The 20162-nt window shown below is 60.2% G+C and carries 16 protein-coding genes and 2 riboswitches; of the genes, 9 read left to right on the top strand and 7 right to left on the bottom strand.

The features are described 5' to 3' along the window. Positions 1-19: 19 nt before the first annotated feature. Complete coding sequence (locus L598_RS01900) at positions 20-973, bottom strand: ABC transporter substrate-binding protein (protein ID WP_144859575.1); 954 nt, start codon at positions 971-973, stop codon at positions 20-22. A gap of 259 nt (positions 974-1232) precedes the next feature. Here L598_RS01900 and L598_RS01895 point away from each other — a divergent pair, with 259 nt between their 5' ends. Then, entirely contained in the window at positions 1233-2396 is a 1164-nt protein-coding gene (locus L598_RS01895) for a M20 aminoacylase family protein (RefSeq protein ID WP_144859573.1), read from the top strand. Positions 2397-2399: 3 nt separating this feature from the next. Here L598_RS01895 and L598_RS01890 read toward each other — a convergent pair whose 3' ends face one another. The 5 genes from L598_RS01890 to L598_RS01870 all read right to left on the bottom strand — a co-directional run bounded on the left by L598_RS01890 (position 2400) and on the right by L598_RS01870 (position 8107). After that, complete coding sequence (locus tag L598_RS01890; RefSeq protein WP_144859638.1) at positions 2400-3431, bottom strand: oligopeptide/dipeptide ABC transporter ATP-binding protein; 1032 nt, start codon at positions 3429-3431, stop codon at positions 2400-2402. A 17-nt stretch (positions 3432-3448) separates the two neighbouring features. Beyond that, positions 3449-4504: an ABC transporter ATP-binding protein gene (locus L598_RS01885; RefSeq protein ID WP_144859570.1), complete on the bottom strand. Its 1056-nt coding sequence runs from the start codon at positions 4502-4504 to the stop codon at positions 3449-3451. Then, complete coding sequence (locus L598_RS01880) at positions 4501-5445, bottom strand: ABC transporter permease (protein ID WP_144859567.1); 945 nt, start codon at positions 5443-5445, stop codon at positions 4501-4503. The genes L598_RS01885 and L598_RS01880 overlap by 4 nt, the downstream gene beginning before the upstream one ends. After that, positions 5442-6422 carry an ABC transporter permease gene (locus tag L598_RS01875; RefSeq protein ID WP_144859565.1) on the bottom strand — a complete coding sequence of 327 codons (981 nt, stop codon included), beginning with the start codon at positions 6420-6422 and terminating at the stop codon, positions 5442-5444. The genes L598_RS01880 and L598_RS01875 overlap by 4 nt, the downstream gene beginning before the upstream one ends. Before the next feature lie 65 nt (positions 6423-6487). Beyond that, entirely contained in the window at positions 6488-8107 is a 1620-nt protein-coding gene (locus L598_RS01870) for an ABC transporter substrate-binding protein (RefSeq protein ID WP_144859563.1), read from the bottom strand. A gap of 302 nt (positions 8108-8409) precedes the next feature. On the opposite strand from L598_RS01870, the gene L598_RS01865 reads away from it, so the two are divergent. Genes L598_RS01865 through L598_RS01845 form a run of 5 tightly spaced genes read left to right on the top strand, consistent with a single transcriptional unit; the run spans position 8410 to position 12921 of the window. Then, complete coding sequence (locus tag L598_RS01865) at positions 8410-9270, top strand: cytochrome c oxidase subunit II (RefSeq protein ID WP_144859560.1); 861 nt, start codon at positions 8410-8412, stop codon at positions 9268-9270. 53 nt (positions 9271-9323) lie between these two features. Further along, the gene (gene ctaD, locus L598_RS01860) at positions 9324-11096 is read left to right on the top strand and encodes a cytochrome c oxidase subunit I (protein WP_186444903.1); all 1773 of its coding nucleotides are present in this window, start codon (positions 9324-9326) and stop codon (positions 11094-11096) included. After that, positions 11093-11797, top strand: coding sequence for a cytochrome c oxidase subunit 3 (locus L598_RS01855; protein WP_144859555.1), 705 nt, complete (start codon positions 11093-11095; stop codon positions 11795-11797). The genes ctaD and L598_RS01855 overlap by 4 nt, the downstream gene beginning before the upstream one ends. A gap of 11 nt (positions 11798-11808) precedes the next feature. Next, on the top strand, positions 11809-12528 hold the full coding sequence (locus tag L598_RS01850; protein WP_144859552.1) for a heme-copper oxidase subunit III family protein: 720 nt from the start codon (positions 11809-11811) through the stop codon (positions 12526-12528). Positions 12529-12537: 9 nt separating this feature from the next. Further along, positions 12538-12921, top strand: coding sequence for a cytochrome C oxidase subunit IV family protein (locus tag L598_RS01845; protein WP_144859549.1), 384 nt, complete (start codon positions 12538-12540; stop codon positions 12919-12921). Positions 12922-12967: 46 nt separating this feature from the next. Here L598_RS01845 and L598_RS01840 read toward each other — a convergent pair whose 3' ends face one another. Continuing rightward, positions 12968-13807 (bottom strand): DUF2189 domain-containing protein, encoded by an 840-nt coding sequence (locus tag L598_RS01840; protein WP_144859547.1) that lies wholly within the window; start codon positions 13805-13807, stop codon positions 12968-12970. Between the two features lie 241 nt (positions 13808-14048). Beyond that, positions 14049-14259, top strand: a riboswitch (cobalamin riboswitch). Positions 14260-14364: 105 nt separating this feature from the next. Between L598_RS01840 and L598_RS01835 the strand changes: the two genes are divergently transcribed. The 3 genes from L598_RS01835 (at position 14365) to L598_RS01825 (ending at position 20128) form a co-directional block, all read left to right on the top strand. Beyond that, positions 14365-17241, top strand: coding sequence for a ribonucleoside-diphosphate reductase subunit alpha (locus L598_RS01835; protein ID WP_144859544.1), 2877 nt, complete (start codon positions 14365-14367; stop codon positions 17239-17241). 104 nt (positions 17242-17345) lie between these two features. Continuing rightward, positions 17346-18467 carry a ribonucleotide-diphosphate reductase subunit beta gene (locus L598_RS01830; protein ID WP_144859541.1) on the top strand — a complete coding sequence of 374 codons (1122 nt, stop codon included), beginning with the start codon at positions 17346-17348 and terminating at the stop codon, positions 18465-18467. A 72-nt stretch (positions 18468-18539) separates the two neighbouring features. Continuing rightward, positions 18540-18759: riboswitch (cobalamin riboswitch) on the top strand. Positions 18760-18880: 121 nt separating this feature from the next. After that, a complete protein-coding gene (locus tag L598_RS01825) occupies positions 18881-20128 on the top strand; it encodes an aromatic ring-hydroxylating dioxygenase subunit alpha (RefSeq protein WP_144859539.1) in 1248 nt (415 codons plus the stop codon). Positions 20129-20162: the final 34 nt, after the last annotated feature.

Genomic DNA, 20162 nt, shown 5'->3' with positions numbered 1-20162 from the left:
GAGCCTTCCGGCGCAGCTTCTACTCCACGACTTTGGTGGCACGAGATAAGACAGCTTCAGGCAAGGTCACGCCCATTCTTTCCGCCGCGCCCTTGTTGACAACGAGATCGGTTCCAGCCGCCACCTTCACCGGGATTTCTCCAGGATTCTCGCCCTTCAAGACCTGGACCACGACTTCGCCCGTCTGCTTGCCGACGTCGTAATAGTTGAAGCCGAGAGCGGCTATGGAGCCGCGGTCGACAGAGTCGGTATCGGCAGTGAACAGCGGCAGTTTTGCTTCCTCGGCCACGGAGACTGCGCCTTCAAGGGCGGAAATGATCGTATTGTCAGTCGGGACATAGATCGCATCAGCGCGACCGACGAGAGCCCGCGCCGCGCCCTGCACTTCCGCCGATTTCGTAGCCGCCGATTCGACCACGCTCACTCCGGCCGCTGCGGCCGCTTCCTTGAAGGCATCGAGGAGCGAAACCGAATTGGCTTCTCCCGAATTGTACAAAAATCCGATCGTCTTGGCTTCAGGAAGGATTTCCTTGATCAGGGCGACGTGATCGCCGACCGGTGACATGTCGGAGATCCCGGTAACGTTGCCGCCCGGATTTTCCATATCCTTCACCAGTTGCGCGCCGACCGGATCGGAAACGGCAGTGAAAACAACCGGAATGTCGCGCGTGGCAGAAACCACGGCCTGCGCCGATGGGGTGGAGATGGGGACGATCACATCCGGCGCCTGCCCGACGAACTGGCGGGCGATCTGAGCGGCTGTGGCAGCGTTGCCCTGTGCGGATTGATAGACGAAGCTCAGGCCTTCGCCGTCTTTGTAACCGGCTTCCTCCAGGGCATCCTTTACGCCGTCCCGGGTGGCATCGAGAGCCGGATGCTCCACGATGGCGGTAACCGCAACAGTGACGTCGGCTGCCTGCACCGGCAATGAAATGGCAACCGAGGCTGCCAGCGCAAGTAGGAGAATTCGCATACTACCTCCTCCACAAATCATTGTCGTGATCTCTAATGCAGTCGCACAGGCTATGAAAGCGTCTATGACGATTTTTATCATGCCCGTTACTGCAGCAAGCACACTGTCAGGACTCAGGCCACTGGGCGAAGGCATGCGAAAGACGCCAACCGTCCCCTGTCGGTTGGACCATCAGCCAGCTCTACGTGGCGCTGCCAGTTATCTTGCCTCCAGCGGATCAAGCGTCCATTCTCGCGAGCCTGTACCTAGGAGAGAAAGCATGCCGATCATAAACCGGATCTCGGAATTCCATGACGACATCACCGAATGGCGCCGCGACATCCACGCCCATCCTGAGCTGCAGTTCGATGTCAATCGCACCGCAGCGCTCGTGGCCGAGAAATTGAAGGAATTCGGCGTGGACGAGATTGTCACCGGAATTGGTCAGACAGGTGTGGTTGGCGTCATCAAGGGCCGGAAATCGCAAAGCGGCCGGACCATCGGGCTGCGTGCCGACATGGATGCACTCCCGATCCAGGAAATCGTCGATCGGCCATACAAGTCCAAGACGCCGGGCGTGATGCATGCCTGCGGCCATGACGGCCACACGGCCATGCTGCTCGGTGCGGCGCGCTATCTCGCAGAGACGCGCAATTTCGACGGCACTGCAGTCGTCATCTTCCAGCCTGCCGAGGAAGGCGGGGGTGGCGGCCGGGAGATGGTGAAAGAAGGCATGATGGACCGCTTCGGCATCGACGAGGTCTACGGCATGCACAATGCGCCGGGCATCCCTTTCGGCCAGTTCTCCATCCGCCCCGGCCCGATGATGGCTTCAGCGGATATGTTCATCATCGACATCGAGGGCAAAGGCGGCCATGCAGCACGCCCGCAGCGCGTCATCGACACGACGCTGGTCGGCGCACATATCATGACGGCGCTGCAATCGGTGGTGTCGCGCAATGTCGATCCTGTCGAGGCCGCGGTGATCTCGGTCACAACCTTCAAGGCCGGCGACGCGTTCAATGTCGTCCCGCAGACGGCTCAATTGACCGGAACGGCGCGGACCCTGTCGCCGGAGGTGCGCGATCTTCTTGAAATTCGCATGAAGGAGATCGTGGAACACACAGCCGCGGCCTTCGGAGCAAAGGCTACGCTCGACTACCAGCGCCACTATCCTGTGCTGTCGAACCATCCCGAGCAAGCCGAATTCGCCGGCAAAGTGGCACGCATGGTCTCGGACAAGGTGGACATGAACACGCCGCAGGTCATGGGCGGCGAGGACTTCTCCTTCATGCTAGAAGCCCGTCCCGGCGCCTTCATCTATATAGGGCAAGGAGACACGCAGTATCTTCACCACCCGGAATACGACTTCAACGACGAGATCATCCCGATCGGCGTGTCCTATTGGGCAAAGCTGGTCGAGACAGCAATGCCGGCCGACTGAAGGTCAGATACCATAGGGCCGCGCAAGCGCGCCGCCCTCATAGAGGTGGCAGAGCACATTGGCCTGATTGACCTCGCAGAGCGGCGGAACTGTCGTCCGACAGTGCTCCATCACATGCGGGCAGCGCGGATTGAAGTGGCAGCCGGGCGGCGGGTTGACCGGATTGGGTATCTCGCCGGCGATCGGCTCGCGCTCCACGCCCTCCATGCCGATATCGGGAACCGCGTCCAGCAGCATCCTCGTATAGGGATGTTTCGGCTCCGAGAAGAGTTCGCGCGACGGCGCCTCTTCTACCAGTCGACCGAGATAAAGGACGCCGACCCGGGTCGCCATATGACGCACCACGGCAAGGTTGTGGCTGATGAACAGATAGGTGAGACCGAGGCGCTCCTGCAGATCGCGCAAGAGGTTGAGCACCTGCGCCTGCACCGATACGTCGAGGGCCGACGTAGGCTCATCACAAACAATGAATTCCGGCTCGGAGGCGAGAGCGCGGGCGATGGCGATGCGCTGACGCTGTCCGCCGGAAAACTCATGCGGAAACTTGCCGGCGTCAAGCGGATCCAGGCCGACCAGCGACAGGAGTTCGCCTACGCGGGCCTGCCGATCATGGGCATCTGCAATCAGTCCGAAGGCCTTGATCGGCTCGGCGACAATCGAGCCAACCCGCCAGCGCGGATTGAGGCTGGCAAAGGGATCCTGAAAGATCATCTGGATTTTCCGGCGCATCTGGCGCTGGCGGGCACCACGCTCGCCCCAGATGTCGACGCCGTTAATATGGACAGTGCCGCTTGTCGGCGGGAGCAGCCCGACCACCATCTTGGCGATGGTCGACTTGCCCGAGCCGGATTCGCCGACCAGCGCATAGGTTTCACCACGCCTGATCGTCATATCGACGCCGTCAACCGCAGTCAGCACGACCTTGCCACTGCCTTCCAGCACGCGGTTCAGCCAGCGTTTGGAAAGGTCGAAGACCCGATGCAGTTCTCTCACTTCCACGAGCGGAGCATTCGCTTCCGCCGGAACTGCTTGCATGGATGCGGCTTGATTGTTCATCGTCCGCCCTCTCCTGCCGGGGCGGTCAGCAAGATGCCATCCGCCTCCGCGCGCCTCAGCGTTTCGGTCGGCGGCATCTGCCCTCCGGCGAGATCATGGAGGAAACAGGAAGCCCGGCTCGCCCCTGCCGGATAGACAGCCGGCCGTTCCATCCGGCAACGCTCGAAGGCATAGGTGCAGCGAGGATTGAAAGCGCAGCCTTCCGGTATCGCACCGAGACGCGGCATGGAGCCCGGGATTTGCTCCAGTTTCTCATCAGGATTGCCGGAAAGCGAAGGGATTGCTGCCATCAAGCCGAGGGAATAGGGATGCTGAGCATGTTTGACCACATCGCGGACCGCGCCGATTTCCGCCAGCCGGCCGGCGTAGAGAACACAGACGCGGTCTGCCGTTTCGGCAATCACACCCATATCGTGGGTGATCAGCATGACGGAAGTGCCGCGATCCTTGCAGAGCCGCTTGAGCAGCGAAATGATCTGTGCCTGAACCGAGACGTCGAGGGCTGTCGTCGGTTCATCCGCAATGACGAGTTCCGGATCGGCCGCAAGGGCGAGCGCGATCACCACGCGCTGGCGCATGCCGCCCGAGAACTGGTGCGGATAGGAGGAAAGGCGCGTGCCCGCAGCCGGGATGCCGACCTCGATGAGCAACCGTTCCGCTTTCTCCCACGCGGCCTTGGCGGACATCCTTTCGTGGGTCAGGATGGTTTCCGTCAACTGTTCGCCAATCCGGTAGAGCGGATTGAGGCTGGTCAGCGGATCCTGAAAGATCATGCCGATGCGGTTGCCCCGAATGCGGCGCATGGCGGAAGGCGGCAGATTGTCGATGCGCTCTTTGCCAAGCCGGATTTCGCCGCTGGCTATCCGCCCCGGCGGATCGAGCAGACCTATGATCGCCGAACCGGTGATCGATTTTCCGGCGCCGGATTCACCGACGACGCCGAGCACCTCCCCCGGTGCGATGTCGAAGGAAAGGTCATCGATAGCGGTCAGAACACCGCGGCGCGTCGGGATCTCGACCCGGAGGTTTTTTACGGAAAGCGTTGGGTTCATCGGAGCTTCGGATTGAGGGCGTCGCGCAGCCAGTCGCCGAGAAGGTTCACGGCCAGCGCGAGAATGGCGAGCGTGATGCCAGGAAAGATCGTGATCCACCATTCGCCAGAGAAAAGATAGTCATTGCCGATACGGATCAGCGTGCCGAGCGAAGGCTGCGTCGGAGGCACGCCAACGCCAAGGAAGGATAGCGTTGCTTCGGTGATGATGGCGAGCGCCAGGTTGATGGTAGCGATCACCAGCACCGGGCCGAGCACATTGGGCAATACGTGGCGGAACATGATGGTGAACGGGCTGAGGCCAATGAGCCGCGCTGCCAGAACATATTCCTTGTTGGCCTCGACCAGCACCGAGCCGCGAACCGTGCGCGCATACTGCACCCAGAAGCTCAGGCCGATCGCCAGCACGAGGACGAAGAAGACAATCTGGTCATAGGCGTGCGGTCCGGCGATTGCCCGCGCCACCCCATCGATCAGAAGCGCGGTCAGGATGGCTGGAAAGGTAAGTTGCACATCGGCGATGCGCATGATGATCGCATCGGTGACGCCGCCGACATAGCCGGCAATGAGACCAAGCGTGACGCCGATTACCATGGCGAGAATGACGCTCGCGAAGCCGACCGCAAGCGAGATGCGCATTCCGTAAAGGATGGTCGAGAGCACGTCGCGACCCTGATCGTCAGTGCCGAGCAGAAAGCCTGCCTGCCCCTCGGAAGACCATGCCGGCGGATAGAAGCTGTCGATGATGGAAATCGAGGCCGGGTCGAAGGGATTTTGCGGCGCAATGAGCGGCGCGAAAAGAGCGGCCAGGACCAGGATAAGGCTCACGACGGCCGATGCGATGGTCAGCGGTGACCGCCGAAAGGAATAGAAAAGATCGCTTTGCAGAAAACGGCGCCCGGGACCGGGACGCACGGCAGTGACCTCCGTCAATTCGCTCATGCCTTGGCGCCTCCGATACGGATGCGCGGATCGACCGCGACATAGAGGAGGTCGACGATGAAGTTGATCAGCGTGAACAGGAAGGCGATTAAGAGCAGGTAAGCCGCCATGATCGGGATATCGACATTCTGTACCGCCTGCAGAAAGAGGAGCCCCATTCCGGGCCACTGAAAGACCGTTTCAGTGATGATCGAAAAGGCGATGATGGAGCCGATCTGCAGACCGGTGATAGTGATTACGGGCACCAGCGTGTTCTTCAGCGCATGGCCGAAATTGATCGCCCGGCGCGAAAGTCCGCGGGCGCGCGCAAACTTGATATAGTCGGTTCTGAGAACCTCCAGCATCTCGCCGCGCACCAGACGCATGATCAGCGTCATCTGGAACAGCCCCAGCGTAATCGCCGGCAAGACCAGCGAAACAAGACCGGAGCGGGTCAGGAGACCGGTCGTCCAGAAGCCGCCGAGGGCAACAGTCTCGCCTCGGCCAAAGGACGGGAACCAGCCAAGGTTCACGGAAAAGATGAAGATGAGCAGGATGCCGATCAGGAATGTCGGTAGTGAAATACCGGTCAGGCTGACTGCCAGGAAGAACCGCGACAGGAAACTGCTTGGATAGAGGCCGGTATAGACGCCCATCGGCAGGCCGACGACCAAGGCGAAGATCGCAGAAACCAGCGAAAGTTCGAGCGTCGCCGGCAGACGTGATGCGATGAGATCGGCGACCGGCTGCTTGATCTGATAGGAAATGCCGAAATCAAAGCGGGCAGCCTTTGCGACGAAACGCCCGAACTGGACATAGACTGGATCATTCAGGCCAAGATCCTCGCGCAGTTGCGCGCGTTGTTCCGGCGTCGTGTCAACACCGACAAGCTGGTTCACCGGATCACCGACGAAACGGAACATGACGAACGAGATCAGCGCGACGACAAGCATGRCGCCGGCAGCCTGTATCAAGCGCCGAATGGCAAAAGCGAGCATCAGTGGCCTCGCAGGCTTGCCTGTCCGAACCTTATATGGTCCGGACAGGCGATTTCACTTGAGGCTCAGTTGAGCTTTGCCCAATAGAACAGCACCTGATCGTCAGGGCGCTGCACGATATCGAGGTTCTTGCGCTTGCCCCAGGCCAGCGACTGCTGATGCAGGGGGATATGCGAGGTATCCTCGGTGAGGATCTTGTAGGCCTGCTTGATCATATCCTCGCGCTTCGCCTCATCGGTCTCGACCAGGATCTTGGCCGCCAGTTCGTCGACCTCCTTGTTGCAGTATCCGCCGAGATTGAACGGACCTCCTGCGCCGGTCTCGTCACGGCAGGTGGCAAGGCTGGTCAGAACATTCCAGGAATCGAAGGAGCTCGGCGTCCAGCCCAGAAAATAGAAATCCGTATCGTAGCCGCCCGGCGCCAGCACCTTGGCGAAATACTGCGCTTTCGGCTGCGCGTTGAGTTTCACCTTGACACCGATCTTGGCAAGCATGGAAACCACCGCCTGGCAGATCTGCTCGTCATTGACATAACGATCATTCGGGCAATCCATGCCGACGGTGAAGCCCTCCGGATAACCGGCATCGGCGAGGAGTTGCTTTGCCGCCTCCGGATCATATGGCCAGCGCTGGAAATCGGCCGAGCCTTCATAAAGCTCCGGGGCGATCAGGAGGGACACCGGCGTGGCAAGGCCGCGCATAACCCTTTTGGCAATAGCATCAATATCAATTGCCTGATAGATCGCCTTGCGGACATTGGCGTCCCTGAACGGGTTCTTGCCCTTGATGTTCGAAGTCGGGAGCTCGTCACGAATCTGGTTGAAACCCAGATGGACGACGCGCAGTTCCGGTCCCGTCAGCGCCTCGGTATTCGGGTCGGAATTGACACGATCAATATCCTGAACCGGCACCGGTTCGATCAGGTCGACGTCGCCGGAAAGCAGTGCGGCAACGCGTGTGCTGTCAGAGGCGATCGGCGTGAATACGACGCCGTCGAGATTATGCTCTACCTCACCCCACCATGCCTCGTTCGGCTTGAATACCGTCTTGACGCCCGGCTCATGGCTTTCGATCACGAATGGCCCCGTTCCATTGGCCTTATAGGCCGAAGGTCCAGGATTGGTGTCCTTGGCCGAAACGGGTTTCGTCGCGCCTTCAGCTTCGGCCCATTCCTTGTCCATGATGTAAAAGGTATCCCACTCGGCAAAGAGAATGGGGTTGGGCGTCTTCAGCTTCACGTCGACCGTATGGTCGTCCACCTTGACCCATTCCGAATCGGCGGGAATGCGCGTCTTGAGGTCGGAGCCGTCCGCACGGATGCGCTCCGCCGAGAAGATCACATCGTCGGCGGTGAAATCGTTGCCATTGGAAAACTTGACGTCCTTGCGCAGGTGAAAACGCCAGTGCAGCGGATCGAGCTGCTCCCAACTTTCGGCCAGGCCCGGAATGATCTCCAGATTCTTGTCACGCTTGGTGAGACCCTCATAGACATTACCCAGCATGCCGAGCGTGAAGGTCTCGTTCAGGGAGTATGGGTCGAGGGCGTTCAGCGTGCCCTGGAAAGCAAATCGCAGCGTCTTTTCCTGCGCACTCGCCGCCAATGTCGCCGCTGTCAGTGCGCCGGCAACAACGGCCGCGCGCGCAGCTCCTCCGATGACCCGGGAAAACCATGATTGTCGATGCATCTTATATGCTCCCCTGTTTGGCAATGCTTCCGGCTTTGTGGCATGGAAAATTGCGCCAGGAAAGCCCGTGATCAAAAAGCTAACGGGATCCGACGCATCGCGTCGAGGGCCAAAACCGCCGCCCCAATACATTCGCTCGTCCCTATTGGCTCCTCATGGTAGCCTTCTTGGCCGTATCTGTAGACGATCCGGCTTGTGGAAAACTGCTGCACTAGAATTTCATTCTGAAATCAAGCTATGATAGCCGGACATAGTGAGGGTATTCCGTAGGGAAATACCTTCGGGCCGAAAGGAACCGGGTCATGGCGATTGCGCTTGTACTCGTCCTGGTGGTCGTGGGATCGATCGCGTTCCACGTACTGAGCCCTTGGTGGTGGACACCAATCGCTTCGAACTGGAGCTATATCGACCACACGCTGATCATCACGTTCTGGATAACCGGGGCTGTCTTTGCCGCGGTCGTCCTGTTCATGGCCTATTGCGTCTGGCGGTTCCGCCACAGGGAAGGGAACAAGGCCCATTACGAGCCGGTGAACAAGCGGCTCGAAGGGTGGCTCACGGTTGTGACTGCCATAGGCGTCGCGGCCATGCTGGTGCCCGGCCTGTTCGTATGGCACCGGTTCATCACCGTGCCGGCCGACGCCACCGAAGTCGAGGTCATCGCTCAGCAATGGCAATGGAACTTCCGCTTGCCAGGCACCGACGGGCGGCTCGGCACCTCCGATAACCGGCTGGTCAGCTTCGAAAATCCGCTGGGCATAAACCCTGACGACCCGAACGGGCAGGATGATATCGTCGTGGAGGCAGCCGACCTGCACCTGCCGGTCGACAAACCGGTGAAGATGCTCCTCCGGTCCATAGACGTGCTGCATGATTTCTATGTGCCGGAATTCCGCGCCAAGATGGACATGATTCCCGGCTCCGTCACCTATTTCTGGCTCACCCCGACCAGGACGGGAACATTCGAGGTGCTCTGCGCCGAACTCTGCGGCACCGGCCATAATTTCATGCGCGGGTTCGTTATGGTCGATTCGGAGGAGGACTATGCGGTCTGGCTCGGGGAGCAGCAGACATTTGCCCAATTGACGGAGGCGCTTCAGACCAGCCGCGCAGATTCAGACGCTCTCGGCACGACAACAGCCCAAGGAGACGCCGAGAACTAACGGCGAAGTTCTGAGACGCCGGACTTCGCCGGGAGGAGCAAGGAGGCGAACTGATGGTCGATATCACACCTGGCCCGGTCGATGCCGTTCCGCCTGCCGAGGTTCCAGAGGTCGAGCTTTATCATCCGCATAGCTGGTGGACGAAATATGTCTTCTCGCAGGACGCCAAGGTCATAGCCATCCAATATTCGGGCACGGCTATGGCGATCGGACTGGTTGCACTGGTGCTCTCCTGGCTGATGCGGCTCCAACTTGGTTTTCCAGGCACCTTCGACTTCATCACGCCCGAGGCCTATTACCAGTTCATCACCATGCACGGCATGATCATGGTGATCTATCTGCTGACCGCGCTTTTCCTCGGCGGCTTCGGCAATTACCTGATCCCGCTCATGGTCGGCGCTCGCGACATGGTCTTCCCCTATGTCAACATGCTGAGCTACTGGATCTATCTGCTGGCCGTGCTCGTGCTCGTGGCGAGCTTCTTCGCGCCCGGCGGACCGACTGGCGCCGGATGGACGCTCTATCCGCCGCAGGCGATCCTCTCCGGGACGCCCGGCGGCCAGGACTGGGGCATCATCCTGATGCTCGTTTCGCTCATTCTCTTCATCATCGGTTTCACCATGGGCGGCCTCAACTATGTGGTGACGGTCCTGCAGGGCCGCACCCGCGGCATGACCCTGATGCGCCTACCCCTGACGGTATGGGGCATCTTCACCGCCACGGTGATGGCGCTGCTCGCTTTTCCCGCCCTGTTCGTGGCCTGCGTGATGATGCTTTTCGACCGGGTGCTCGGCACCAGCTTCTTCATGCCGGCGTTAGTCGAGATGGGAGAGCAGCTAAGCTATGGCGGCGGCAGCCCGATCCTTTTCCAGCATCTGTTCTGGTTCTTCGGCCATCCGGAAGTCTACATCGTCGCGCTGCCGGCCTTCGGCATCGTCTCTGATCTGATCAGTACCCATGCGCGCAAGAATATCTTCGGCTATCGCATGATGGTATGGGCGATCGTGGCCATCGGCGCGCTCAGTTTCGTGGTCTGGGCGCACCATATGTATGTGTCCGGTATGCATCCCTATTTCGGCTTCTTCTTCGCCACCACGACGCTGATCATAGCCATTCCGACCGCAATCAAGGTCTACAACTGGGTGCTGACGCTCTGGCGCGGAGACATCCATCTAACCATACCGATGCTCTTCGCGCTCGCCTTCATCGTCACCTTCGTCAATGGCGGGCTGACTGGCCTGTTCCTCGGCAATGTGGTGGTCGACGTGCCGCTGTCAGACACCATGTTCGTTGTCGCCCATTTCCACATGGTGATGGGCGTCGCACCCATCCTCGTCATCTTCGGGGCGATCTATCACTGGTATCCGAAGATCACCGGGAGAATGCTTAACGAAGTCATGGGCCAGTTCCATTTCTGGGTCACCTTCGTCGGCGCCTATGCGATCTTCTTCCCCATGCATTATGTCGGACTTGTCGGCGTGCCGCGGCGCTATCCCGAGATCGGCGATACCGCCTTCATCCCCGATTCGGTTCATGACCTGAACGCCTTCATCACCATCGCAGCCCTGATCGTCGGCTTCGCCCAGATGGTGTTCCTCTTCAACCTCTTCTGGAGCCTGAAGTTCGGCCGCGAAGCGGGCGGCAACCCATGGCGGGCCACCACGCTCGAATGGCAAACGTCCGAAACGCCACCGGCACACGGCAATTTCGGCAAAGAGCTGCCGGTCGTCTATCGCTGGGCCTATGACTACAACGTGCCCGGCGCAAATGAGGATTTCCTGGCGCAGAACGACCCCGGGGCGGCGAAGGCGGCGCAACCGGCATGAGCGTCATCCTCGTCTTCCTGCTCGTTATTATCGGTATCGCCGGCTGGTGGCTGGTCCAGCAGGGCGTGATGTCCAAGCCTTGGCTTGAACACGGGCCGAGGGGAGCATTGCAGGATGTCGAGGACCCGGTCATCCCGACCGAAAAGATCGGCCTCGCCGTCTTCCTCGCCGTAGTCGGCGCTCTCTTCGCTCTCTTCGCCAGTGCCTATTTCATGCGCATGGAACTGCCGGACTGGCAGGCTCTGCCCATATTGCGCCTGCTCTGGCTCAACACAGGGATTCTTGTCCTGAGCAGCGTCGCGCTACAATGCGCAGTCATTGCCGCGCGTCAGGGCCAGATGGACACTCTCAGGCTTGCCCTGGTGACTGGAGGGATAACCGCCCTCGCCTTCCTCGCCGGGCAACTGGTCGCATGGCGCCAATTGTCGGCGGAAGGCAATTTCCTCACCGCCAATCCCGCCAACAGCTTTTTCTATCTGCTGACCGGCATGCACGGCCTGCACATACTCGGCGGGCTCCTCGCGCTGACGAGAACCACAATCCGGGCATGGAGCAGCGCGTCGCCTGAACGGCTGCGGCTCGGCACGGAATTGTGCGCCATGTATTGGCATTTCCTGCTTTTCGTCTGGCTGGCCCTCTTCGTTCTTCTGGCCGGCTGGGCCGCCGATTTCATCGAAATCTGCCGCCGGGTTTTGACATAGGAGAATGGCGGATGGCTGAAACGACGACGAATTTCGGGATTTCCGAGGCGCAACCGGATGGCTGGAGAGGCATAGCCGCCGACTGGTCCTCGGATCAGCGCGCCTTCAAGAACGTCTCCTGGGGGAAGGCCATGATGTGGATCTTCCTCCTCTCCGACACCTTCATCTTTGGCTGCTTCCTGCTCTCCTACATGACGGCGCGCATGTCGACGACCGTGCCGTGGCCAAATCCGAGCGAGGTCTTCGGCCTGCATGTCGCCGGCGTCAGCGTTCCGTTGCTTCTGATCGCCATCATGACCTTCGTGCTGATCTCGTCCAGCGGCACGATGGCGATGGCGGTGAATTACGGCTACCGGCGCGACCGCCGAAAAGCCGCCATCCTGATGCTGCTGACAGCCGCGCTGGGGGCAACCTTCGTCGGCGTGCAGGCATTCGAATGGACCAAGCTGATCATGGAGGGGGTGCGCCCTTGGGGCAATCCCTGGGGAGCGGAACAGTTTGGCGCATCATTCTTCATGATCACGGGATTCCACGGAACGCACGTGACATTCGGCGTGATCTTCCTCCTCATCATTGCGCGCAAGGTCTGGCGCGGCGACTACGATGTCGGACGGCGGGGTTTCTTTACTAGCCGGCGAGGCCGATATGAGAGCGTCGAGATCATGGGGCTCTACTGGCACTTCGTCGATCTGGTCTGGGTTTTCATTTTCGCGTTCTTCTATCTCTGGTGAGAGGCGGACATGGCAGAAGCAACGGTACATGGCTCGGGACAACAACTGCGCGACAAGCACGCTTCCGCGGCAGTGATCCAGGCGGATGCTCATCAGGAGCATCCGATCAAGCTCTATCTCGTCGTCTGGGGCTGGCTGTTTGTCCTCAGCGCCTGCTCATATCTCGTCGACTATATCGGCCTGCAGGGCTATCTGCGCTGGTCGCTGATCCTGCTTTTCATGATCCTGAAGGCAGGTTTGATTGTGGCCGTCTTCATGCACATGGCATGGGAGCGGCTCGCCATGGTCTGTGCCATCCTGCTGCCGCCGATCGCGGTGCTGGTCTTCGTGGCCATCATGGTCTTCGAGTCCGACTACACCGCTCTTACGCGCATGAACTTCTTCTCTGGCTGATAAAAGCCGTGCCCGGAGAGCACGGCTCACCTGCTTCGCTTTGCCATTAAGCTCGCTTTGGGCTCGCTCTGTGGCGGGTGCTACCAGAAGGCAAAGGCTCGATGACCTTCCTGTAGAGGTGCCATGTCGCATGGCCTAGAATCGGCAGCACGACAGCCAGCCCGGCGAGAAGCGGCAGGGAACCGATGATCAGAAGTGTGGCAACGATCAGCCCCCATATAGCCATGGAAATGGGATTTGCCAGGACGGCCCGCACCGAGGCATGGACGGCCTCATAGGCCCCGACATCGCGGTCGAGCAGGAGCGGGAACGCGATGACCGTGGTACACAACACGACAACCGCAAAGATGAAACCGATGGCGTGGCCCACGACAATGAGCGTCCAGCCGCGACCCGTCGCGAATATCTCGTTGATGAAGCTGGAAATGGAGTCGGGCGGCTCCGGTCCGAACAATTGCTGGTAGAAGGCCTGCGCGGTCAGAAGCCATGTGATGAAGATCGCCAGAAGCATGATGCCGACCGCAGCTATCGAGGGCAATGCCGGCGAATGCCTGACATCGAAGGCGTGCTTCCATGAGGTGTCGAGTCCGTCTTCCCGCCTCCGGCTTATCTCATAGAGACCGATGGCTGCAAAAGGGCCGACTAGCGCGAAGCCGGACACCAAGGGAAACAGCAGCGGCAGGGCATTGTTGCCGGAGGTCCAGGCCGCCAGAACCACGCCCACTATGGGATAAATCATGCAGAGAAAAACGAGGTGGGACGGCTTGACCATGAAGTCATCGACGCCACGCCTGAGCGCGTCGAAAAGATCGGCGACATAGATCTTGCGAATCCTGGTGTGGTCCTGAGTTTCGCGGGCGCCTGCAATCACGTGAAAGCTTGCCATGACCGTGTCCTTCCCTGGGTCGGAGTCCTCGATGGGCTCCTGGTCCGGGCCGGTCGCGGTCAATGGTGCCGTCGTCCGACGTAACTGGTCACGCCATCCGCGACCTGCACCAAGATCATACTACCACAGATGAGACAATTTGTCGCCCCTTCAAAGGGTCGTTCAGTAGTCCCCGCCGGAACTTACTCGAACGCCTTGGGCAAATGAAATCTCTGTATATTGACAGGATCATGCCTATCGATACCATATCTAGCATCGCGGTCTTTCGAGTCGGAAACGATCGGGAGCTAAGAGGGAAGCCGGTGACCTACCGAGGGATGCCGGCGCTGCCCCCGCAACTGTAAGCAGCGAGTTGCTGTCGAGCGTGTCACTGATGCCGCGAGGCATTGGGAAGGCCAGACAGCGGCGATGACCTGCAAGCCAGGAGACCTGCCGCGATGCATTTGAACGTCCACGGGCGGGGTGTCCCGGTGGCGCTTGTTCGCTGTCGGGTCCATTCCCGGCATTTCGGCACGCGTCCGCTTCGACCTCCGTCCCCAACAGCATCGGGGATGATGATGCCAGCGACTGCCGAACTTCCTTCCAACGGGATCCTGAACCGACCCGCACCTTCAACTCCTGAGATCGCACAAGCTGCTGAGCCCGGATATCGCGTGATCCGGCGCAACGGTTCCGTCACGCCTTTCGACGCCACCAAGATCGTGGTAGCGCTGACAAAAGCATTTCTGGCGGTTGAGGGGTCCGTGGCCGCCGGATCGCGGCGCGTTCACGATGTCGTGGAGGAACTGGCGGAGCAGGTCGTCTCTGCCCTCACCCGGCGCGCGGAAGCGGGGCGCACTTTCCATATCGAAGAGATACAGGACCAGGTCGAGTTGGCACTCATGCGCGGCGGCCATCATAAGGTTGCGCGAGCCTATGTGCTCTATCGTGAGGAGCGAGCGCGCGAGCGCTCAGCGGCGAAGCCGGCCGCGCCCACCCAGCCCCTGCTCCAGGTCAAAAGCGAGGACGGCAAGCTGGCTCCGCTCGACGAGGCGCGCCTCGCCCGCATCGTGGAGGAAGCCTGCGAAGGACTGGAAGCCGTATCGCCCCAGCCAATCCTCGCCGAGGCACGGCGCAATCTTTATGATGGGATAACGCTGGATGAACTGGCGCTTGCGCCTATTCTGGCGGCGCGCACCTTGGTGGAGCAGGAACCGAACTACGCTTTCGTCTCGGCCCGCCTGCTGCTTGACCGGCTGCGGCGCGAGGCGCTGACCTTCGTTTCCGGTCGGCCGGAACAGGCGACGCAAGCAGAGATGGCGGAACGCTATGCGAGCTACTTCCCCGATTTCATCGCAAAGGGCATCGAAGCCAGTTTGATCGATCCCGAGCTCGGCCGCTTCGACCTCGCCCGCCTTGGCTCGGCGCTGAAGCCGGAGCGCGACCTGCAATTCCAGTTCCTCGGCCTGCAAACTCTTTACGATCGCTATTTCCTGCATACGAAGGGCAAGCGCTTCGAACTGCCCCAAGCCTTCTTCATGCGCGTCGCTATGGGGCTGGCAGCGCGCGAAATCGACCGCGAGGCGCGCGCGATTGAATTCTACGACCTCTTGTCCTCTTTCGATTTCATGGCGTCCACGCCGACGCTGTTCAATTCGGGCACCACGCGACCTCAGCTTTCCTCCTGCTTCCTGACCACCATCGGCGATGATCTCGATGCCATATTCAAGGGCATCAGGGACAATGCCCTGCTTGCGAAATATTCGGGCGGGCTCGGCAATGACTGGACTCCGGTCCGCGGTCTCGGCGCACACATCAAGGGCACCAACGGCGAAAGCCAGGGCGTTGTGCCTTTCCTGAAGGTCGCCAATGACACGGCGATCGCCGTCAACCAGGGCGGCAAGAGGAAGGGCGCGGTTTGCGCCTATCTGGAAACCTGGCACGTGGACATCGAGGAATTCCTCGACTTGCGCAAGAACACCGGCGATGACCGCCGCCGCACCCATGACATGAACACGGCCAGCTGGGTGCCGGACCTGTTCATGGAGCGCGTTGAAGCCGATGCGGAATGGACGCTTTTCTCGCCCGACGAGGTGCCGGATCTGCACGACCTTTACGGCCCGGCATTCAAGGCAGCTTATGAAGCCTATGAAGCCAAGGCGGCAACCGGCGGCATCAAGGTCTTCAAAAAGGCGCGGGCCGTCGATCTGTGGCGCAAGATGCTCACCATGCTGTTCGAGACGGGGCATCCCTGGATCACCTTTAAGGATCCGTGCAACATCCGCTCGCCGCAGGGCCATATCGGTGTCGTGCATTCCTCGAACCTTTGCACCGAAATCACGCTGAATACGTCCAGGGACGAGGTAGCCGTCTGCAATCTCGGTTCGGTCAATCTCGTCAATCATGTCACCGAAAAGGGCCTCGACCTCGACCGGCTCGCGCGCACGGTTGGCATTGCGATGCGCATGCTCGACAATGTGATCGACATCAACTTCTACACGATCCCCGAGGCGCGGCGCTCCAATCTCCGCCACCGTCCGGTCGGGCTCGGCCTAATGGGATTCCAGGATGCGCTCCAGAAGCTTCGCATCCCCTATGCCTCGACCGAGGCCATCGAATTCGCCGACCGCAGCATGGAAGCGATCAGCTATCATGCGATCTCGGCCTCGGTGGATCTTGCGGCTGAACGAGGCCGCTATCCAAGCTTCGAGGGGTCGCTCTGGTCAAAAGGTATACTTCCCATCGACTCGATCAGGCTTTTGGAGGAAGCCCGGCTGCGCGTGGAGATGGATCGTTCATCCACGCTTGACTGGGACAGCTTGCGCAAGCGCGTGAAGAAGACCGGCATGCGCAATTCCAATTGCATGGCGATCGCGCCGACGGCCACCATTTCCAATATCTGCGGCGTATCGCAGTCGATCGAGCCAGCCTATCAAAACCTGTTCGTGAAATCGAACATGTCTGGCGACTTCACGGTGGTCAACGCCGCGCTTGTCCATGACCTCAAGGCACGGGGCCTGTGGGACGAGGTGATGGTCTCGGATCTCAAATATTACGATGGCTCGCTCGGCCGCATCGACCGCGTGCCTGACGATCTCAAGGCGCTTTATGCCACCGCCTTCGAGATCGACCCCGACTGGTTGATCGAGGCCGCCTCGCGGCGGCAGAAGTGGATCGACCAAGCACAGTCTCTCAATCTCTATATGGCCAATCCGAGCGGCAGGAAGCTTGATGCGCTCTATCGGTTGGCTTGGCGGAAAGGGCTGAAGACGACCTATTATCTGCGGTCCAGTTCAGCCACCCATGTGGAGAAATCAACGCTCAAGGGCACCGATGGAAAGCTTAACGCGGTGTCAGCCGCGAGCCCTGCCGCCGCGCCGATCGAGATCGACACCGGCCAAGCCTGGGGCAAGGCCTGCGCCGTCGATGATCCCGACTGCGAGGCGTGTCAGTAGGGGCTCGCGCCCTGGCCTGCGCCGTCATCCCCGGCCGAGCACAGCGCGAGCCGGGGTGACGCGATGAGATTTCACCAAAACGCTCGAAATTTGAGGATAAAATGATGCTCGACTGGTCCGAACCGAAAAACACTCCCTCCCTTTCGCTGCACTCGCAGGACGCTCCAATCGCCGACGCCACGGGCCTCGGCGCGATCGAACGCGGCGGTGCGCGTGTGTCGGTGGACGACAAGCGGATGATCAACGCCCGCGCCGACGTAAACCAGCTATTGCCGCTGAAATATCGCTGGGCCTGGGAGAAGTATCTCGCAGGATGCAACAACCACTGGATGCCCACCGAGGTCTCCATGCAGGCCGATATCGCGCTCTGGAAGTCGAAGGATGGATTGACCGACGACGAGCGGCGCATGATCAAGCGCAATCTCGGCTTCTTCGCGGCCTCCGAAAGCCTCGTCGCCAACAACATCGTGCTGGCCATCTACCGCCACCTGACCAATCCCGAATGCCGGCAATATCTGCTGCGGCAGGCATTCGAGGAAGCAGTCCATACCCACACCTTCCAGTATATCGTCGAAAGCCTCGGGCTCGATGAAGGCGAACTCTTCAACATGTATCGCGAGGTGCCGTCGATCACCGACAAGGCGGCATGGGCGCTGAAACATACCCAGCATCTGGACGACCCGGACTTTAAGACCGGCACGCCGCAGGCCGATCAGGCCTTCCTGCGCGATCTCATTGCTTTCTATGTCATTTTCGAGGGCATGTGGTTCTATACAGGCTTCGCGCAGATCCTGTCGCTTGGCCGGCGCAACAAGATGGTCGGCATCGCCGAGCAGTACCAGTACATCCTGCGCGACGAGTCGATCCACCTGAACTTCGGCATCGACGTCATCAATCAGATCAAAATCGAGAACCCGCATCTGTGGTCCAAGCCGTTCCAGGACGAGGTGCGCGGCATGATCGCCGAAGCGGCGGAGCTCGAGGCAGCCTACGGGCGCGATACCATGCCGCGCGGCTTCCTTGGGCTGAACGCGGCGCTGTGCGAGCAGTACATGCACTTCATCGCCAACCGGCGCTGCGCGCAGCTCGGCCTCGCTCCCGTTTTCGGCGAAACGGAAAATCCCTTCCCCTGGATGAGCGAGGCGATGGATCTGAAGAAGGAAAAGAACTTCTTCGAGACCCGGGTCATCGAATATCAGAACGGCGGCGCGCTTTCCTGGGATTGAATGGTCAATCCATCTGTCGTCTTGCGCGCAACAGGCGTCGCATTTGCGCTCGCGGCGGCTCTTTTTCGATGGTCTGATGATGCTGTTCGAGGTGCCGTTCCGCTGGCGAGGCGGAGCGGATAATTGGGAAGCCGGTGCCCCTCTCGCGAAGGGAATGCCGGCGCTGCCCCCGCAACGGTAGCGAAGCAGGGTCCCGACGAAAACCACTGGGTAAGCTGCCCGGGAAGGTGTCGGAACGGTCCGGGAGGACGGCTTCGGAGCCCGGAAACCAGCCTTGGACACGCATAGACTCGACTGATCGCGGTGGGCGGTCAAGAGGCGGGTAATCGCGTGGCTGACCGTGCCGCGCGGTCGGCCACCCCTGAAATCACCACCAGTTCAGTCCTTGTGCATAACGGATGCGAGGACAGGACATGGATGTGCGCAGTGACATGCTCCGGCGGTTGCGGAACCGCCGCGGAGGCTACAGCCTCGAGCAGCCTTTCTATATCGATCCAGATTATTTCAGGCTCGACCTGGAGCTGATTTGGTATCGGGACTGGCTGTTCGTCGGCCATGATTGCGAACTGCCTAAACCCGGCAGCTATTTCACCGTGCAGATCGGAGCCTATCCGGTCGTCGTCGTACGCGACCGCGAGGGCATGATCCGCGCCTTCCACAATTCCTGCCGGCATCGCGGGAGCCGCGTCTGCACCGCCGAGAAAGGAACTTCCGCGCGGCTCGTATGCCCCTATCACCAATGGACCTACGATCTCGACGGCAGGCTGGTTTTCGCTCGTCAGATGGCCGATGATTTCGACGCCTCGCAATTCGGGCTGAAGCCGGTGGCCTGTGAAAGCGCCGGCGGCTATATTTTCATTTGCCTCGCCGAGACGCCGGCGGATTTCGCCCCCTTCCGCGCAATGATGGAGCCTTATTTCCTGCCGCATCGGCTGAAGGAAGCGAAAGTCGCATTTGAAAGCACGATCGTCGAAAAAGGCAACTGGAAGCTTGTCTGGGAGAACAATCGCGAGTGCTATCACTGCGCGGCCAATCATCCTGAGCTTTGCAAAACCTTTCCCGAGGCACCGACCGTTACCGGCGTTCAAGGGGCGATGGAGGATCCGGAAATCGTCGCTCACTGGGAAAAATGCGAAGCCGGGGGACTGCCGAGCACCTTCCGCATTGCCGATGATGGCCAATTCCGGATGACGCGCGTGCCGCTTCTGCGAGACGCAGTGAGCTATACGATGACAGGCAAGCGGGCGGTCACGAAGAACCTCTCCGACACTGTGGCGGAAGACAGGATCGGGTCGTTGCTGCTCTATCACTATCCGACCACCTGGAACCATATCCTCGGCGACCATGCCGTCACGTTCCGGGTGCTGCCGATCAGCGCCACCGAGACGGCTGTGACGACCAAGTGGCTGGTGCACAAGGATGCGATCGAGGGCGTGGATTACGATCTAGCCGAACTCACCCATGTATGGACGGAAACCAACGACCAGGACCGCCGGATCGTGGAAGAGAATGCCTTCGGCATTCATTCACCAGCTTATGAGCCGGGCCCTTATTCGGAAATCCACGAAGGCGGAGTGGCGCAGTTCGTCGACTGGTATTGCCGTTTCATCGAGCCGCGGTTGAGCGAAAGCGAGACACCTGCCCTGAGAAGCGTGGCATAGGAAGGAAGAACGGCGGTGCTGGCTCTGCGTTTCA

This window comes from Mesorhizobium sp. J18 (assembly GCF_007829525.1).
In the GTDB taxonomy this organism is placed as follows: Bacteria; Pseudomonadota; Alphaproteobacteria; order Rhizobiales; family Rhizobiaceae; genus VLJP01.
The sequence above is the reverse complement of the archived record's forward strand: the minus strand, read 5'-3'. Positions and strand labels throughout refer to the sequence as shown.

What these genes read in the sequence shown, in the direction of transcription:
- L598_RS01830 (WP_144859541.1), top strand. Translation starts at nt 17,346, where the DNA reads ATGCTCGACTGGTCCGAACCGAAAAACACTCCCTCCCTTTCGCTGCAC.
- ctaD (WP_186444903.1), top strand. Translation starts at nt 9,324, where the DNA reads ATGGTCGATATCACACCTGGCCCGGTCGATGCCGTTCCGCCTGCCGAG.
- L598_RS01865 (WP_144859560.1), top strand. Translation starts at nt 8,410, where the DNA reads ATGGCGATTGCGCTTGTACTCGTCCTGGTGGTCGTGGGATCGATCGCG.
- L598_RS01890 (WP_144859638.1), bottom strand. Translation starts at nt 3,431, where the DNA reads ATGCAAGCAGTTCCGGCGGAAGCGAATGCTCCGCTCGTGGAAGTGAGA.
- L598_RS01880 (WP_144859567.1), bottom strand. Translation starts at nt 5,445, where the DNA reads ATGAGCGAATTGACGGAGGTCACTGCCGTGCGTCCCGGTCCCGGGCGC.
- L598_RS01850 (WP_144859552.1), top strand. Translation starts at nt 11,809, where the DNA reads ATGGCTGAAACGACGACGAATTTCGGGATTTCCGAGGCGCAACCGGAT.
- L598_RS01840 (WP_144859547.1), bottom strand. Translation starts at nt 13,807, where the DNA reads ATGGCAAGCTTTCACGTGATTGCAGGCGCCCGCGAAACTCAGGACCAC.
- L598_RS01855 (WP_144859555.1), top strand. Translation starts at nt 11,093, where the DNA reads ATGAGCGTCATCCTCGTCTTCCTGCTCGTTATTATCGGTATCGCCGGC.
- L598_RS01900 (WP_144859575.1), bottom strand. Translation starts at nt 973, where the DNA reads ATGCGAATTCTCCTACTTGCGCTGGCAGCCTCGGTTGCCATTTCATTG.
- L598_RS01895 (WP_144859573.1), top strand. Translation starts at nt 1,233, where the DNA reads ATGCCGATCATAAACCGGATCTCGGAATTCCATGACGACATCACCGAA.
- L598_RS01870 (WP_144859563.1), bottom strand. Translation starts at nt 8,107, where the DNA reads ATGCATCGACAATCATGGTTTTCCCGGGTCATCGGAGGAGCTGCGCGC.
- L598_RS01825 (WP_144859539.1), top strand. Translation starts at nt 18,881, where the DNA reads ATGGATGTGCGCAGTGACATGCTCCGGCGGTTGCGGAACCGCCGCGGA.
- L598_RS01885 (WP_144859570.1), bottom strand. Translation starts at nt 4,504, where the DNA reads ATGAACCCAACGCTTTCCGTAAAAAACCTCCGGGTCGAGATCCCGACG.
- L598_RS01845 (WP_144859549.1), top strand. Translation starts at nt 12,538, where the DNA reads ATGGCAGAAGCAACGGTACATGGCTCGGGACAACAACTGCGCGACAAG.
- L598_RS01835 (WP_144859544.1), top strand. Translation starts at nt 14,365, where the DNA reads ATGCCAGCGACTGCCGAACTTCCTTCCAACGGGATCCTGAACCGACCC.